At 66.8% G+C, this 17,504-nt stretch carries 8 protein-coding genes; 4 read left to right on the top strand and 4 right to left on the bottom strand.

What is annotated here, in order from left to right; genetic code table 11:
• Positions 1-21 precede the first annotated feature (21 nt).
• From RTX79_RS09980 to RTX79_RS09965, 4 genes are all read right to left on the bottom strand, one after another.
• Positions 22-3,798 carry a LamG-like jellyroll fold domain-containing protein gene (locus RTX79_RS09980; RefSeq protein ID WP_312683593.1) on the bottom strand — a complete coding sequence of 1,259 codons (3,777 nt, stop codon included), beginning with the start codon at positions 3,796-3,798 and terminating at the stop codon, positions 22-24.
• A 109-nt stretch (positions 3,799-3,907) separates the two neighbouring features.
• Complete coding sequence (gene pelA / locus RTX79_RS09975; protein ID WP_312683498.1) at positions 3,908-5,869, bottom strand: pectate lyase; 1,962 nt, start codon at positions 5,867-5,869, stop codon at positions 3,908-3,910.
• A 16-nt stretch (positions 5,870-5,885) separates the two neighbouring features.
• Positions 5,886-9,041: a TonB-dependent receptor gene (locus RTX79_RS09970; protein WP_312683496.1), complete on the bottom strand. Its 3,156-nt coding sequence runs from the start codon at positions 9,039-9,041 to the stop codon at positions 5,886-5,888.
• A gap of 208 nt (positions 9,042-9,249) precedes the next feature.
• Positions 9,250-11,991 (bottom strand): TonB-dependent receptor, encoded by a 2,742-nt coding sequence (locus RTX79_RS09965; protein WP_123699983.1) that lies wholly within the window; start codon positions 11,989-11,991, stop codon positions 9,250-9,252.
• 286 nt (positions 11,992-12,277) lie between these two features.
• On the opposite strand from RTX79_RS09965, the gene RTX79_RS09960 reads away from it, so the two are divergent.
• The 4 genes from RTX79_RS09960 to RTX79_RS09945 all read left to right on the top strand — a co-directional run bounded on the left by RTX79_RS09960 (position 12,278) and on the right by RTX79_RS09945 (position 17,423).
• A complete protein-coding gene (locus RTX79_RS09960) occupies positions 12,278-13,297 on the top strand; it encodes a sugar kinase (RefSeq protein WP_309689373.1) in 1,020 nt (339 codons plus the stop codon).
• Positions 13,284-13,922: a bifunctional 4-hydroxy-2-oxoglutarate aldolase/2-dehydro-3-deoxy-phosphogluconate aldolase gene (eda, locus tag RTX79_RS09955; protein ID WP_312683495.1), complete on the top strand. Its 639-nt coding sequence runs from the start codon at positions 13,284-13,286 to the stop codon at positions 13,920-13,922. Before RTX79_RS09960 ends, eda begins: the two co-directional genes overlap by 14 nt.
• A 186-nt stretch (positions 13,923-14,108) precedes the next feature.
• Positions 14,109-14,501, top strand: coding sequence for a hypothetical protein (locus tag RTX79_RS09950; protein ID WP_312683493.1), 393 nt, complete (start codon positions 14,109-14,111; stop codon positions 14,499-14,501).
• A 165-nt stretch (positions 14,502-14,666) separates the two neighbouring features.
• A complete protein-coding gene (locus RTX79_RS09945; RefSeq protein WP_312683492.1) occupies positions 14,667-17,423 on the top strand; it encodes a TonB-dependent receptor in 2,757 nt (918 codons plus the stop codon).
• Positions 17,424-17,504: the final 81 nt, after the last annotated feature.

Genomic DNA, 17,504 nt, shown 5'->3' with positions numbered 1-17,504 from the left:
GCCAGCGGCCGTCACCCCCCCTCAGGGCACGGCGACGGTGTTGTTCAGGCGGGTGACCTCTTCGCCATCGTCCGCCAGCCCCACCCGCACGCGCAGTCCGCTGCGCTCACCGGACGGCAGCGGCAGGCTCACCGTGGTGGTCTTCGGCTGCAGGTCCCGCGGCGCCTCCATGGCCGGCACCTCGATCCGCGCGATCTCGCGGCCGCGCGCATCTTCCAGCACCGCCACGCCCACGCCGGTGGCCACATGGCCCAGGCTGTGCACGGTGACATGCACCTGGCGGCCATCCACCCGCACGTCGCCGCGGCCTACGCCCAGGTCGGCCCGCTGCTCCACCGGGGTACCGGCGCGCACCCGTTCGAACTCGAACACTTCGGTGCGGCCCGGCTGGAACTGCAACGCCGTGCTTGCGCTGCTCTCAAGCACGACCTCGCGCTCGCGCGGCGTGCCATCGATGCGCCCGTCGCCATCGGCATCCACGCCGCTGCGCACCCGCCAGGTGCCACTGGCCACGTTCCAGCCGGTCATGTCGGCATGGATCACCCGCTTGCCCAGGTTATGGCTGGTCACGGTGAAGCGCTCGCGTGACGGCGCATGCACCAGCAGTGCCACCTGTTCGGCCGCTTCATCGCGGTCGAAGCGCCAGCTCACCGTATGCCCCGGCCAGCTCTGGTTGCGCTTCAGCGCGATGCCGCCCAACCGCGCGCGTTGCAGGAACTCGCTCGGTGCTTCCACCCGGTCCGACCACCAATGGCCTTCGGTGTTCATGTACTCGCGCTGCGCCTTGGCCTGGATGCCATCGGCGTGCAGGGCTTCGATGTAGCCGGTATCGCCGCTGGCCTGCCAGGCCATCAGGCTGGCGAAGCCGGTCCTGCCGCTCTTCGCATCGGCGGTCAGCTTCGGGTACCAGTCCTGCTGCCGGCCCAGTACCTCCACGTAGTTTTCGCCCAGGTTGGACAGCGCGCCGGGACCGCCACGCTCCACCCGGTAGTCCAGCGCCTTCAGGTACTTGTCATCACCGCTCCAGCGCCATGCGGCCCAGAACGCATGCATGATGTCGCCGCTGCCGGAGCCGTTGTTGAGCTCGCCGCCACGGGTCTGCCCGGTCGCCCAGTTGATCTCGTTGGGGAGCGCCCAGCGCCCCTTGTCATCGGTATAGGCGTGCGCCAGGTAGCCATCGGCCAGGCCGGTGACCAGCCGCCGGCTGTTCGGATCGGCATTGAACTGGCCGAGCAGGAACGCCGGATGCAGCACCGGGAACGAATACGGCTTCTGCCACTGCCAGTTCGGTTCGCGGTAGACCTTGTTGCCACCGAACCAGTTGCTGGAGAACAGCAGGTGGCCCTGCGGGTTGGGCAGGATGATCTTCTCGTCGAAGGCCTTCACCGTTTCCATCAGGCGCTCCACGGTCAGCGGATCGCCCCAGTTGAGATACAGCATGGCGCTGTTGGTGTTGATGCCTTCTTCGTAGGCATGCAGTTCATCGGTCTCGATCGTGCTCAGGCCGTTGCTGAACATGCCATTGCGGTACACCGCGTCGGACAGGGCGGTCAGCGAGGCATTCAGGCGGTCCGGCTGCACGCCCATCAGGGCCAGCCCGGGCCACTGCTGGGTGAGGTCGGAATCGTCGGAGATGCCACCGCCGAAGTCGCCGTAGGCGACCTGCCGGTTGTCGATCCACCAGTCGATGAAGCGGCGTACATGGGCAAGGTCCTGCACCTGGTTGAACGCCCAGGCCGGTACGCCCTTGGGCACGGCCGGCGCGGTGAACGGCGGTTTGCCCTGGCTGTTGTAGCTGATGTAGTTCCAGTACAGACGGCCCAGTTCATGGTCCGGGTCCACCCGCAGCAGATCGCTCAGGTCGGCGTACACGCGCGCATACAGGCGCTGGCGCTTGGACGTGGTGTGTTCCTCGACCAGGAAGCCCCAGTTGTCGCGTACCTGGTTGAAGCGGTCCGCGACATGTTCGGCGACGGCCTCCTGGCGGGGCTTGAACACCATGCGGATTTCGGCGCCATCGAGTGCACCCGCATCGAAACCCGGTGCGGCCGAGGCGATGCTCAGCCACAGGCTGTCGGCGGTGAGGATGCGGTCGCGCAGGTCCAGCCACAGCGTGCGCTTGACGCCTGGCTGCACCGAGACCGACACATCGATCATGTCGCGGGCCGGCCAGATCGGATCCTTGATGCGGATGTTGAGCGGAATCAGTCCATCGTGGGTGGCCGGCAGGTCCAGCGCAGGCAGGTCGATGGCCACGCCATCCAGGCCGTCATACATGTTTTCCCAGCTGTGCGCCCAGCTGCGGATCAGCGGCTGGTTGGCCGGTGCATCGCCCACGCCGGAAGGAATCAGCACGTGCACGATCGGCCGCGGCTGCGCAGGCAGGCTGTCGGCGCTGCGACGGCGCGATCCGGCGCCCTTGGGCAGGGCCATCACCGTGCTGCGTTCGGCCGCCGGGTAGCGGCCATCGATGTAGCGGCGAAGGCTGTCCAGGTTGGTGTAGTCCGGCAGCGCCTGGCTGTCCACCAGGTAGGTCTGCTTGACGCTGCCTTCGGGTTCGGCGCCTGTTTCCACGTGGTACGCCCAGATCTCCTGGATCGGCGTTTCCTGTTCCACGTTGGAAAAGCGCAGCACGCCGCCGCGCTGGGCCGGAATGTCGTCCACGCTGCGCACCACGCCGCGCGGGCGCTGCATCAGCACGGTGCTGGCGCTGGCCGCATCGGGGCCGTGGGCGAGCGAGCCGAACGCCGCGCCACGCACCTCGATGCGGTTCACGGTTTCATCCGTCGGCACGGTCAGGTCCAGGTGCTGGCCGGCTTCCACGTAGGTGTTCCAGTCCGGCAGCTGGAAATAGTCGTTGCGGCCGGGCAGGCGCGAGCGGTTGTAGACGCCCGGCCAGGTGGTTTCGGCGATGCCGTCGGTGGCCTTCCACATCCACTGCTTGAGGTCCTTGGTGTCGGCGAACTCCACCTTGCGGATGCGCGTTCCATCGGCTGCCAACGCCGGGGGTGCCGCCCCTTCCCAGCCGAATCGATGCAGCCATGCCGCGCGCGCATCACCGGCCACGCTTTCCGCGCCGTCGACCGACCGCGGGGACCTGCCGGCGGCGAGCGCCGCCACCGCGGCAGCATCCAGCATGTGGTCGTGGACCCGGATCTCATCGACATCGCTGCCGCGCAGGAAGTTGTAGCGGCTCTGCACCTGGTAGGGCGCCATCACCCGGCCGGCCAGTCCCAGCTGGTCCAGCGCGGCATCGTAATCAGCGGTGGTGTCCACGCGCGCGGCTTCACGGCCATCCACGTACAGGCGCACGCCGGCGGTCTCGTCCCAGGTAAAGGCAAGGTGCTTCCATTGCGCCGGATCCGGCCGGGCGTCCAGCTTGAACGAAACGCGCGTGCGCGCCAGGTTGGCGTCGGTGACGAAGGCATCGAAGCCCTCCCCGTTCCAGTCGATCCGCAGCCACGCCATGTCCCAGCTGCTGTGGTCCGCGTACCCGACGCGGAAGATCACGAAGGGTGCCTCGCCTACCGGGTAGCGCGAACGCCAGAAGAACGACAGCGTGCCGCGCTGGGCGTGGATGTTGCCGGGCGCGTTCCACGACAGCACGCCGTCGTCGTCCCATTCGATCGCCTTGCCGCGTGCCCCATCGGCGACCAGCCGGACCTTGTCCCTGAAGTTCGGTACCGCCTCGCCCTCGGCATGGTCGGCGGTGAAATCGGTGTCGGCCGAGACGTGGAACAGCAGGCCATCGCCGCGCGCTCCTGCTGCCGCGTGCACGCCGGGCGTGGCCGCCAACATGCCCAGGGAGCCGGCCAACAGGAAGGTACGCAGCATTGCATCGGTCATCGGTCGTTCCTACGTTTGCATGGAAGCGCAGGCCAGCAACAGCCTGCAGGGTGCATCACCTTCAATCGACATCGAAGGGGTTCCAGTCGCCAAGCACCGCCTGCCGGGTGTAGCCGGCGGCGGCGGTGTCATCCAGCTGCCGGCTCCAGCCCGCGCGCGCGGCAGCCGCCGCACCCGGTCCGCGGCTGCGCGCCTCGGCATAGAAGGCCGTAGCCCGTGCCTGCGGTTTGTTCCAGTCGTGCCAGCCTGCGGCGACCACGTTCGCGCCGAGGTCGCTGTCCACGAACACCACCCGCGCATGGTCGCGCCAGGGACGGCCCAGCCAGGTCGTCGCCACGCCTTCGCCACGCACCAGGGCACGGCGGAACACGTAGCCGAAACGCTGGTCCTGCGGGGTCGAGGCGGCCGTGATGTAGCCGTGTCCGCCCTTGGAGAACAGCGTGCAGTCGTCGAACAGCGCGGTGGCGCCGCCGAAGATGTAGTCCACGCTGCCCTCGATGTAGCAGTCCTTGAAGTGCACGACGCTGCCGGTGTGCGTATAAAGCGTGTCCTGATGGCCCAGCAGGCGGACGTTGCGGAAGCCGGCGCGCGGTGCCCGCACGCTCAGCGCCAGCGCCTGGCCGACGGGCCCTGCGGTGTTTTCGATGGTCAGGTCTTCGGCGATGAAGGCATCGCCATGCACGAACAGCGTTGCCGAACCACTGGTGCCGAACGCGGCTCCGGTTGCCGGATCAATGCGTTTGGCGTGGTTGTCCCAGCTGATCCGCGTTGCACCGGCGCCTGCCCCGCGCAGGGTGACGTGCGACGCGGCGGCGGGTACCCGCACCACGCCACGGTACAGGCCCGGGCCCAGCACGATGAGCTGGCGCAGCGCATTGCCCTGCGGCACCGCATCCAATGCCTGCTGCAGCGTGGCGAAGTCACCGGACCCATCGGCGGCAACCCGCCAGGGGCGCGGCGGCCCCTGCTGTTGCAGTGCCTGCAAGGCCGCCGCGTGCCGCGCACGCCAGCGCGGCAGCTCGTCCTGCAGCAGTGCCTGCGGCCAGGTGCCGTGCCAGGCATAGCCGACCCGACGTTCGTTGGGCATGTCGGTGAAGCGCGCGACCTGCTCGCCGGCGCGGTCGACGAACATCGGCTGCTGCGTTTCCAGGTCATGGAAGCGTGCCCACAGCGAGGCGCCCGGTTCGTCCACGATCAGCACGTCCTGCCCGGTCTCTTCGTCGACCGCGGCGACCTTGCGCCGGGCGAGGTCGGGCAGCCGGTGCGCCTGCAACCAGCGCGCGCCATCCTCCACGGCTCGAAGCACGGCCGGCGACGGATCGGTCTGGCGCATCAGCAGGCGCATCACCCCGACCGACTCGGCCACCGCCAGCGAAGGCAGTTCATAGGCTCGCGCCTTTGCCGGCTGCAGGCTGTCGCTGTCGTACTGCGCCGCCCAGATGGTCGGTGTTCCCTGCAGGCGCACCTGGGTCGCCAGCACGCAGTCCAGGCCGCGGGCCAGCGCCTGCCCGGCCTGGTCGGCGTACCGTGGGGTCAGCGCGACCAGCGTTCCCTTGCCTTCCACCACGTCCTGCAGCAGGTCCAGCACGCGGGTCATGGCATCGTCGTTGAAGGTCACCTGCTGCCGGTACAGCGAACGGTCCGGGTAATACTGCGGCCAGCCCCCGTTGGGGTATTGCGCGGCCAGCAGGTACTCCACGCCGCGGCTGGCGGCATCCAGGTAGCGCGCATCGCGGGTGCGTGCCCAGGCATCGGCGAGGTAGCGGATTTCCTGCGTGGTGGCGCGGTTGTCGATGGTGGCGTCGTCGCTGCGCCCGGGCGAGCGCAGCGCCTGTCGTTCCGCATCGGTGAACACGTGCGCGTAGTCGACCGCCCTGCGCTGGTAATGCTTGGACCAGCCGCCGGAGGCGGTCTGCAGCAGCAGCATGTTCTCCGCCACCGGGTCCGGCGCGGCGGTGCCGGCCAACGCCGGCGTCACCGCGAGGGCCAGCAGCAGCACGCCATGGCGCAGGAGCGATCGCATCAGCGCCAGCGCACCATCAGAACCGGTACCGCAGGCCGGCGTAGTACTGCCGTCCGGTCACGGTGTAGCGGTCCTGCAGACGCAGCGCGGAGTCCACCCAGCGGCTGTCCTCGGTATCCAGCAGGTTGATCGCCTCGAAGGTCATCGACAGCTTGTCGGTGATCCGGTAGGACATGTTGAAATCAACGTTGCGCACGCTGTGCTTGCCGGTGACATCCGGGGTGGCCAGTGCGTTGCCATCCAGGTCCCACACGCCTTCCTGGCTCAGCACCTCGCTGATGTAGCCGTCGCGGTAGCTGGTCGACACGCGCGCACTGAAGCGACCGTCGTCGTAGTACAGCGTGGCGTTGTACGAATCGGGCGACAGGTTGACCAGGTCCTGTTCGGTCACCGTGGTCTCGATGCGCGTATTGCTGCCGGCGGCACTGCTGAACAGGTATTTGATGCTCGAGCCGACGTGGGTGTAGTTGAGCTGGATGCCGAAGCGGCTCCAGAACCCGGGCAGGAAGGTGAACGGCTGCTGGTAGGTCAGCTCGTAGCCCTTCAGCGGCCCGCCTTCGGTGTTGTAGTAACTCTGCACGTTGAACAGGGTGTCGGCGGCGAAGCCGGCGGGCAGCAGGTCCAGCGAATAGCCCATGTCCTGCCAGGTGGTCAGCAGGCGGGTGCGCTGCACGTAGCTGTCGATGTCCTTGTAGAACACCGCGCCGGACAGCATCGCGCCTTCGGCGAAGTACCACTCCGCGCTGAGGTCGACGTTGGTCGAACGGAACGGATCCAGCTTCGGGTTGCCGAGGTTGATCGAGAAGGTGCGGCCGTCGTCGAAGTACTGGGTGGGCCCGCCGCTGACGCTCGGTGACATGTACGCCAGCGTCGGCCGCGCCATGGTCTTGGCTGCGCCGAAGCGCAGCACCACGTCGTCGGCCACGTCCCAGGCCAGGTTCAACGAAGGCAGCACGTCCTGGTAGCTGTGCTGGACCACGGTGCTGATGGCCTGGCGGTCACCGGCGGCGGCGGTCGCGCTGGCCACGCCGAAGAACGTCTCGCAGTTGGCGGTATTGTCGGCCGGGCAGGGCGCCCAGCCGGAGGCGGTGATCTGCGTATCCACCAGGCGCACGCCCAGGTTGCCGCGGAACGCGCGGCCCAGCAGGTCGGTGTTGAAATCGAGCTGCAGGTAGGCGGCCATGCTGCGTTCGTTGACGTCGAAGTTGTTGTTCGACGATCCGAAGTGGCCGATCCCGGCCAAGCGGTAGTCACCGCCGGGAATGCCGGTATCGCAGTTGCAGTTGATGTCGAGCAGCTCGGCGACGCGGCTGAAGTCGGGCACCAGCCAGCTGCCCGGGGTCTGGCCCGGCAGGCTGCTGCCGAAGCCATCGAGGGTGGTGGACAGGTCAGCGACGGTCACCCCGGCCGGCAGCGCCTGGGCCAGCCGGCCGTAACTGATGTGGCGGTACTCCTCGGTCGCCATGTCGTAGTCTTTGTACGCCAGGCCGGTGCGCAGGGTGAAGGTCGGGTTGATGATGAACTGCAGGTCGACCTTCGCGGTGTCGAAGCGGTTATCGACGTAGCTGGGGTTGAGCCTGACTTCACTGATGTTGCTGCCGCGCGCTGTGCCGTTGCTGTTCACCGGTACCGCGCCGTAGCCGAGCCAGCGCCAGGCATCGGGATCATTGAGGCCGAACGGGAAGCTCATCGAGGGCATGCCGCCATTGCGCATGTCCAGCACGAAGCCATCGAGGTTGCTGTTGTCGAAGCTGACCATCGAGAACGTAGGCCGCTCGTAATCCGAGCTGGAATGGCCGACCATCGCGTCCAGGCGCACGGCGTCGTTGAAGCGGTGCTCGAAGTTCAGGCTGTACTGCTGGAATCGGGTCGACTCTTCGATCAGGCTCGATTCGGTGCGGAAGTCGACGTTGTCGAACACCCCGTAGGTCAGCCGGCCCTGGTCGTCGGCCTGTGCTTCGCGCACCACGATCTGGGTCTTGCCACCGAGGTTGGCGGCGCGGTGCAGGTTGGCGCCCACCGAGTCTTCGCGCTGGTCCTTGTCCAGCTGCGAATACATGGCATCGAAGCTGAGCAGGGTGTCCTCGCTGAACCGGAACTGCAGCGCGCCGGTCACGCCCAGCCGCTCGATCTCGTGCTCGGTGCGGATGTAGCGCGGATAGCGTGGCAGCCACGCGTTGGTCGCGGTCTCGTACGCCTGGATGTTTTCCGCGGTCGCCGCCGGGCGCGGCAATCCCGTGCCACAGTTGTTGGCATCGATCCCATAGCTGCCCCAGCCGTTGCTGCGATCCTGGTTGGCCTGGCTGCCGACCCCGGCCGGGGTTTCATTGGCGGCCGGGTTGCGCGGGGTCTGCGGGTTGTAGCCGACCGGCGAGCAGAAGCCGTAGGTGCCGTTGTTGCTGGCGTTGGACTGGTTGGAATTGCGGTGGTTGCCGTGTTCCCAACGCACCGGGTTGTAGCCCTCTTCGTACACGTTGCGCTTGCTGTACGACGCCGAAAGCAGGGCACCGAAACGCCCGTCGGCCCATGAGTTGCTGATCAACCCGGAGATGCGCGGATCGTACTGTTCGGCCAGCTCGCCATAGCCGACCTGGGCGCTGGCCGATGCCTGCATGCCGTCGAAGTCGAACGGGCGCGAACCGCGCAGGTCCACGGTGGAACCGAGCGAACCCTCGTCCATCTGCGCGGACTGGGTCTTGTTGACCTTGACCTGGCTGAAGAGCTCGGAGGCAAAGGTGTTGAAATCGAAGCCACGGCTGCGGTTGACGCCGGCACTGCCGTTGCCGCCGGTGGCCAGGGCTTCCAGGCCATTGAGGCGTACACGGGTGAAGTCCGAACCCAGGCCGCGGATGGAGATGCGCTGGCCCTCGCCGCCTTCGCGGTCGATCGACACGCCGGCGATGCGCTGCAGGGACTCGGCCAGGTTCTGGTCGGGGAACTTGCCGATGTCTTCGGCGAAGATCGCATCGACCTGTTCGGTCGCGTAGCGCTTCTCGTCCAGCGACTTTTCCAGGCTCTCGCGGTAGCCGGTGACCTTGACGCCGTCGAGCTCGGTCACGCTGGAAGGCGGGCCGGCCTCCTGCGCCAGTGCGGGGGTGGCCAGCAGTGCGAGGGCGATGGCCGTGGCCAGTGCGGCGGTGCAGGGGGTGTGGCGGTGACGGTTGCGATCCATGTCGGCTCCCTCCAAGGAGATGACGCTTGCGGTGACGTCGGGGTACGCCCGGCCCGAGGAGGTGACACCGATCATCCAGTCGGCATGGGGGCGTAAATTAACAGCGCGCTGCCGTGCGCCGCATCTTGCGACGCAGCACATGGCAGGCGGAGGTGATGCAGCGCGTGGCGCCGTGCAGGCCGCCACGCGGACGCGTGCGATGCAGCGATCAGAACTTGTAGCGGACGCCGAGCAGGACCTGGCGGCCGGTCTCGGTGTACATCAGCGGCAGCTGGCCGGTCAGCGGCGAACGCACCCATTCGTCGGACGCTTCGTTGGTCAGGTTGACGCCTTCCAGGGTCAGCTCGAGCTGGTCGCTGACCTTGTAGCGCAGCGAGGCGTCGATCATCGTGGTACCGGTCATGCCGTGCACGCCGTCCAGGTTGAAGCCGGTTTCCTGGCCCGGTGCCTGGGTCAGGTAGTCGTCGCGGTTGGTCGCCGACACGCGGCCGGACCAGACCTCCCCTTCATAGAACAGCGTGGCGTTCCACGAGGTGGGCGACAGGCCGGTCAGGTCGTTCTTCATCACCGGCTGGCCCTGGCCGTTGAGGTACTGGATCTTCGATTCCACCCAGGTGTAGTTCAACTGCACGCCGAAGTTGGACCACTTGCCCGGCAGGAAGGTGAACGGCTGGGTGTAGTTGGCTTCCACGCCATGCAGTTCGCCACCGGGGGTGTTCAGCGGAATGCTGAAGGTGAACTCGTCGTTGACCGTGGCACCGGTGCCGTCCAGCAGGCTGGCCGGCAGGCCGCTGGTGGAGTACGGACGCACGTCGCGGGTGGTCTGCACGAAGGACTCGATGTCCTTGTAGAACAGGCCCAGGCCGAGCATCGCGCCTTCGTTGAAGTACCACTCGAAACCGAGGTCGACGTTGGTCGCGCGGATCGGATCCAGGTTCGGGTTGCCACCGGCCACCGTGCGTGCGCCGCCCGCCACCGCCACGGTCACGCCCGGGGTCAGGAAGCCCAGGCCCGGACGGGTCATCACCTTGGCCGCGCCGAGGCGGATCAGGAAGTCCGGCGCCACTTCGGCGACCAGGTTGAACGAGGGCAGGGTGTCATCGTACTTGCGGTTGCTGGTGGTCAGCACCGGCACGCCGCCGACGGTGGCGTAGCCGTTGGATTCCTGCTTGGTCTCCACATAGCGCACGCCGAAGTTGCCCGACAGCGGGATCGAACCGAGGTCGGTGGAGAACTCGCCCATCAGCCACACGCCGCGGTCCTTTTCTTCCACGCTGCGGCTGTTGTTCAGGCGCGGGGCGACGGCGAAGGTGCCGGTGTTGCTGTAGATGTCGAACAGGTCGGCGACCGCATCCAGGTTCGGTACCACCCAGCGCGACGGCGTGCCGCTGATGCCCTGCAGGCCTTCCTGCTGGGTGTAGGCCGGCGGCACGATCAGCCCACTGCCCGGGAAGGTCGGCACCGCCAGTTCACTGGCGCGGCGCAGTTCCACGGTGTCGAAGCTGTAGTCCTTGGCCAGCACGCCACCCTTCAGGCGGAAGCCGGGGCTGATGTTCCAGTTGAAGTCCAGCTGCGCGGTGTCGAAGTCGTTGTCCACCGTCTGCGGGCGCAGGCGGATTTCAGCGAGCGTCCAGCCATTCGGGTTGGTCGGATCCACGCCGTAGTTGAGGATCGGCATGTTCTTGTTGCCACGGTAATCGTAGCTGTACCCATCAACATCGAACTTGTCCATGATGATGGTGGTCTGCACCGGGTTCTCGTGCGCCGAGCGCGAGGTACCCAGCTTGCCGCTGATCGAGAACGCATCGCTGAAACGATGGTCCAGGTTCAGGCTGACCTGCTTGAAATCGGTGCTCCACTCGTCGTGGCGGTTCTCGCTGCGGATGTCGACGTTGTCGAACACGCCGTAGACCAGCGCGTTGTTGCGGATCTCACCGTCGCGCACGATGGTCTGTGGCTTGCCGGTGCCGGAGCGGCTGAAGGAGATCGCTTCGATGTAGTGCTCGTCGCGGTCGGCGTCGATCTTCGAATACAGCGCGTCCAGCGACAGTTCGGTGCGATCGGTCGGCTTCCACTGCAGCGAGCCGGTGACGCCCAGGCGTTCCTGCTTGTGCTCCATCTGCACGTAGCGCGGGAAGCGCGGGTGGAACACGTTGGCACCGCGTGCGGCGGCGAACGGCGAGCTGGCGGCGAAGCCACCGTTGCTCGGGCCATTGGCCCAGCGGCCGGTGTTGGAGCCTTCTTCCAGCGCCTGGCGCTCGGAATAGGCCACCGACAGCAGCGCACCGAAGGTGCCATCGGCGAAGGTGTTGGAGATCAGCGCCGCCATGCGCGGGTCGGCCTTCTGCGCCATGTCGTTGTAGCTGGCCTGGCCGCTGGCGGCGAAGGTGAAGCCTTCATAGTCGAACGGGCGCGCGGTGCGCAGGTCGACGGTGGCGCCGAGCGAGCCTTCTTCGACATCGGCCGAAGCGGTCTTGCGCACGATCAGTTGCGAGAACAGGTCCGAGGCGAACACGTTGAAATCGAAGCCACGGCCGCGGTTGGTGCCGCCGCTCTGGTCGCCGGCGCCGACGGTGGCCAGCGCTTCCATGCCGTTGATGCGCACGCGGGTGAAGTCCGGGCCGAGGCCACGCACCGAGATGCTGCGGCCTTCGCCGCCGTCACGGGTGATCACCACGCCGGGGATGCGCTGCAGCGATTCGGCCAGGTTGAGGTCCGGGAACTTGCCGATGTCTTCGGCGACGATGGCATCGACCACGCCGGCTTCGCCGCGCTTGATGTCCAGCGCCTTTTCCACGCTGGCGCGGTAGCCGGTGACGGTCACTGCGTCCAGGTTGGTCGCAGCGTCGCTGCTGGTCTGCTGGGCGACGGCGGGGGCGGCGAGTGCCAGACCGATGGACAGGGCCAGCAAGGTAACCGGTGTCTTTTTGCGGTTGCTACGAGAAATCATGGCCTTTCCCTCTCCCAAAGGTCTGGTTCACAACGCGATGTCAGCAATATGACACCGCTGGTCAGGGCGGACGTTAACAGCACCTTCAGGATCGGGCATCTTGCACCGCAACAGATTGCGCATGTCCCGCAGAGGCTTGCGGGACAATGACTTCGACAATCGGGGCGGGTAGACGTGGTGGCCCTGAGGACTAGAATGACACCGATAGCCAAGAGCCACGCGGGGTGCGTGGTTCCCTCCGGCGGGCAGCGACGCGATGCTGCGGTCCGGGCAACGAGGACATCTGATGAGTCGAGTGGTCTGTTTCGGGGAACTGTTGTTGAGGATGGGTGCGCCGGGCAACGAGCTGCTGCTGCAGTCGCCGCGCCTGGATGTGCACGTAGGCGGCGCCGAAGCCAATGTCGGCGTATCGCTGGCGCGCTTCGGCCATGACGTGGCGATGGCCAGCACGGTGGCCGACAACCCGCTGGGCGCGCATGCGCTGGGCGAGCTGCGCCGGCACGGCGTGGACACCCGCGGCGTGCGCCTGCAGGCCGATGGCCGCATGGGCCTGTACTTCCTGACCACCGGTGCGGTGCAGCGCGCCAGCGAAGTGGTGTATGACCGCGCCGATTCCGCGTTCGCGCTGAGTACCGCGGCCGACTACGACTGGCCGGCGCTGCTGCAGGGTGCGGACTGGCTGCACCTGTCCGGGGTCAGCCCGGCACTGGGCGCCGATGTGGCCCAGGCCACGCTGGCGGCCGCACGCGCGGCACGTGCGCAGGGGGTCAAGGTCTCCTTCGATGGCAACTTCCGGCCCAAGCTGTGGCAGCGCTGGGGCGGTGATGCCAAGGCCATCCTGCGCGAACTGTTCGCACAGGCCGACATCGTGTTCGCTGATTACCGCGATATCGAAGTGGTGCTCGGCCAGCCCTTCGCGCAGGAAGACGTGGTCGCCCGCGTGGAAGCGGCAGCTGCCGCGGCGTTCGCCGCCTTCCCGCAGTTGCACTGGATGGCCTGCACGCAGCGCCAGGCGCTGAGTGTGGACCACCACGCACTGGGCGCGCTGCTGATCGGCCGCGACGGCACGCGGGCCCAGGCGCCGGTGCGCCAGCTGCAGGGCATCGTCGACCGGATCGGCGGCGGTGATGCGTTCGCTGCCGGCATCCTGCATGGCATCATGCGCGGCTTCGATGCCGACGCCACCGTGCGTTTCGGCTTGGCCGCCGGTGGCCTCAAGCATTCGATCCCCGGCGATTTCAACCCCGTCAGCGAAGCTGATGTATTGGCCCTGGTGGGCGAGGAGCGTTTTGATGTCAGGCGCTGATCCGCGCGTTCGCGCGGTACTGAAACTTGCACCGGTGATCCCGGTGTTCACCCCCGATGACGTGGACGATGCGGTGCAGGTCGCCCAGGCGCTGTTCCGCGGTGGCCTGCCGGTGGTGGAAGTCACCCTGCGCACGCCGCGCGCGATGGACGCGATCAAGGCCATGGCCGAAGCCGTGCCGGATGCGGTGATCGGCGCCGGCACGGTGTTGACCGCCGCGCAGATGCAGGCAGTGAAGGAAGCCGGCGGGCGCTTTGCGGTATCGCCGGGCGCGACCGATCGGCTGTACGCGGCCGCACGCGATACCGACCTGCCGTTCCTGCCCGGCGTGGCGACCTCGTCGGAGCTGATGCGCGGGCTGGAGCAGGGACTGGATACGTTCAAGTTCTTCCCCGCCGTGCAGGCCGGCGGAGCGCCGTTGCTGGCCGCCTGGGCCGGCCCGTTCGCCGATGTGCGCTTCTGCCCCACCGGCGGTATCAGCGTGCAGACCGCGCCGCAGTTCCTGCACCTGCCGAACGTGCTGTGCGTCGGCGGCTCGTGGTTGACCACCGCCGCACTGCTGCAGAGCCGCGACTGGGCGGCGATCGAAGAACTGGCCCGCCAGGCATCGGTGCTGGCCAGCTGACCTGCGCCGGCGGCGTGAGAGCATGACGGCCAGCGGCCGTCACCAGCCTGTCAGGGTCAGGCATTGAAGGGCAGTGACGGCCGCCCGCCGTCATGCTTCCGCCTTCCGCTGCGCTCGCCGAGCATGGCTGGGCGCTACCAGGGCAGCATCCAGCGCGGCCGACCCAGTCGGCTCTACAATTCGCACATGACGATGTTGAAGACCATCCTGTTTTCCCTGCTTGCGCTGGGAGGTGCGCTGCTCGCACTGGTGCTGGTCACCACGGTGGCCAGCTGGCTGCCGCCATTGATCGGCGTGCATGCGGGCGGCGCCGTGCAGCTGGGCTGGGACCTGGCCTTCACCGTGCTCGGCGGCATTGCCGCAGTGGCGTTCGCCAGCCACTACGCGCCCTGTTGGCCGCGGTCGCACGGCGTGTCCCTCTGGTTGCTGCTGGCGGTCGCCTCGCTGTGGGCGGCCTGGGACATGGGCAACGACTTCCCGCGCTGGTTCGTGCTGCTGCTGGTGGTCTCGCTGCCGCTGCAGCTCGGCGCTGGCCTGTGGCTGGGTTCACGCCGTTTGCGCACCGCAACAAAGGCTTAACAATTCCCCCCTAGTCTCTATGTCCGCCGGTTACCGGCACGGCCGCGCAGGGGCCTTGTGCGAACGATCACATGGGCGCGCGGCACGAACTCACAGGGCAATGGGGACCATCCGATGCGCAATACCCTCCGGGAGACGCCGACGCGCGTCCCCCATGCGAAGCTTTTGTCCCGCGCCGTGCGCGCCGTGCTGGTGAGCGGCATCGCCACCCTGCCTTTGCAGGCGCTGGCAGATGAAGCAGCGCCCGTTGCAGGCAGTGCAGCGGCGATGCAGCAGCTGGACACGGTCGTGGTGACCGGCGGCTACGCAAAGAGCCTGGAGCGCGCGGTTGATCTCAAGCGCAGCAACATCGGCTTCTCCGATTCCATCGTCGCCACCGACGTGGCCGATTTCCCGGAACAGAACCTGGCCGAAGCGCTGCAGCGCATGCCCGGCGTCACCATCGAACGCAACAAGGGACTGGGCAGCAAGGTCAGCGTGCGTGGTCTGCCGTCCGAGTTCACCCACGTCTCGATCAACAACCTCGCTACCGCCTCGGGCAGTGGCGGACGCGATGTGCAGTTCGATATCTTCGCCTCGGACGTGGTGCAGACCGTGACCGTGCAGAAGTCGCCGACCGCGGCCGACGAAGAAGGCGGCATCGCCGGTTCGGTCTACATCGAAACCGCCAAGCCGTTCGACTATGCCGAACCCAAGTTCAGCGCCTCGGCCGAAGTGGCCAACAATTCGATCAACGGCAAGAACGATCCGAAGATCTCCTTCCTGGCCAGCGATACCTGGGGCGACTGGGGCGGGCTGGTGTCGTTCTCCAAGGCCAAGCGGACCAACCGCACCGATTCTAATTCCGGCATCAACTTCCGTCCGATGGGCCGCTTCCTGGAAGCGTCCGGCAGCCGCGGTGCACAGGCGGCTGCGGTGCTGGCGCGCGATGCCGGCATCGTCGTCGGCAACCGCATGGACAAGGACGAGACCAACCGGATCATCTTCCAGGACAAGGTCGGCGACCGCATCTACCTCAACGAGCAGGACCAGTGGGGCGCGACCGCATCGCTGCAGTTCAAGCCGAGCGACGCGTTCTCGCTGAGCTTCGATGCGATGTTCGGTGGCTACGACACCCACGAGGACGAATACGATGCGGCGGCCTATTCGGCATCCAGCCGCAGCACCCTGGACACCATCCACGACTACGACGCCGACACGTTGTCGCGCTATGGCATGGTGGTCCTGCGCGATGTGTCCTACACCGCCACCCAGCATGAAATCCTGAGCAAGGAACGCTTCGCCAACACCGACTACCGGCAGTTCAGCACCAAGCTGGACTGGACCGTGGGCGGCTGGGACATCGATGCGCTGGTCGGCTACTCCGGCGCACGCCGCGATTCGGACTACGCCAACCTCAAGCACGTGGCCTACGCCCCGTCGCGCACGCGCTGGACCGCCAACGGCGGCGAGACCCTGGCCAGTGCGGCGTCCAACGGGTTTGACATGTACAACTCGCCGGAGAAGTACCTGTTCGAAGCCTACGAGACCGAAGTGGAGCACGTGAAGGACGACAAGTACGCCGCGCAGCTGGACTTCCGCCGGTCGATGGAACTGGCGTTCTTCCCGGCGCTGACCAGCGTCAAGTTCGGTGCGCGCTACACCGACAAATCCAAGGACCGCGCGTTCGGCAACACCAAGATCCAGGGCCCGACGGCCGGCAGCGCGGCATGGGTGAACACCCGCACGCTGGCAGACAGCAATCCCGGCTGGATCAGCGACATCGTGCCCGGTGGCGGCTACCAGCCGAGCAATCTGGACTGGCAGCAGGTGTCCAACAGCTACGCGCGCAACACGTTCCGCTATGCGGGTTTCACTACCCCGCTGGACAACGGCCAGTTCTACCAGGTCGATGAAAAGACCCTGGCGCTGTATGCCATGACCGATTTCTACTTCGATATCGGCACGGTACCGGTGTACGCCAACCTGGGCGTGCGTTCGATCGACACAAAGGTCGATTCGGCCGGCTTCCACCCGGTGCAGAACGCCGATGGCAGCAGCGGTTACACGCCCACGCCGATTTCCAGCAGCGGTGACTACAGCGACCTGCTGCCCAGCTTCAACATGACCGCCGAAATCGCCGATGGCCTGGTGCTGCGCGCGGCCGCATCGGAAACGTTGATGCGTCCGTCGCTGACCGACATCGCCTACCGCCGCACCGTCAGCTGGTCCAGCTTCCGCTTCATGGACGGCAACCCGGCGCTGAAGCCGACCACCGCCAAACAGTGGGAAATCGGCCTGGAGCAGTACCTGGAGAACGGCGGCCTGCTGTCGGCCTCCTACTTCTCCAAGAAGATCGACGGCGTGGTGCGGCAGTCGCTGACCGGCATCGTGCCGAACGTGGAGAAGCTCAACGCCAACGGCTCGCTGGACGGCTACTACGACTTCGAGGTCTACCAACCGGTCAACGCTGATGGTTCCTACAAGGTCACCGGCGTGGAACTGGTCGCGCAGCTGCCGCTGTCGATGCTGCATCCGGCGCTGGAAGGCTGGGGCATCAATGCCAACTACACGCAGCTGGACAACTCACTGACCGGCGCATCGGACCTGGATATCCCGACCCCGCCGGAAGGCTTGGCCGAGAAGGCGTACAACTTCACCCTGTACTACGAGAACGATCGCTTCGACGCGCGCGTGTCCTACAACTACAAGGACAAGTACGTGGAGTACATCCACCTCAACCTGTACCCGGTGTACCGCGATGCCTACGGCCAGACTGATGCGTCGATCGGCTTCCGTCTGAACGACACCTGGAAGCTGAGCCTGGATGCGATCAACCTGTTCGACGAAGAGACCTCCGGCTACACGATCGATAAGTCCTTCCCGACCCAGTACGAGTTCTCCGGTCGCCGCGTCAGCCTCGGCATCCGCGCCGATTTCTGATCGGCCGTCGGTGAGTGACTGCTGTCGGTGGGTGACTGCTGTCGGTGGGTGACTGCTGTCGGTGGGTGACGACCGTTGGTC

The sequence above is a fragment of the Stenotrophomonas chelatiphaga genome (assembly GCF_032054965.1).
In the GTDB taxonomy this organism is placed as follows: Bacteria; Pseudomonadota; Gammaproteobacteria; order Xanthomonadales; family Xanthomonadaceae; genus Stenotrophomonas; species Stenotrophomonas chelatiphaga.
Note: the sequence above shows the minus strand (reverse complement) of the source record. Positions and strands in the feature narration are given on the sequence as shown.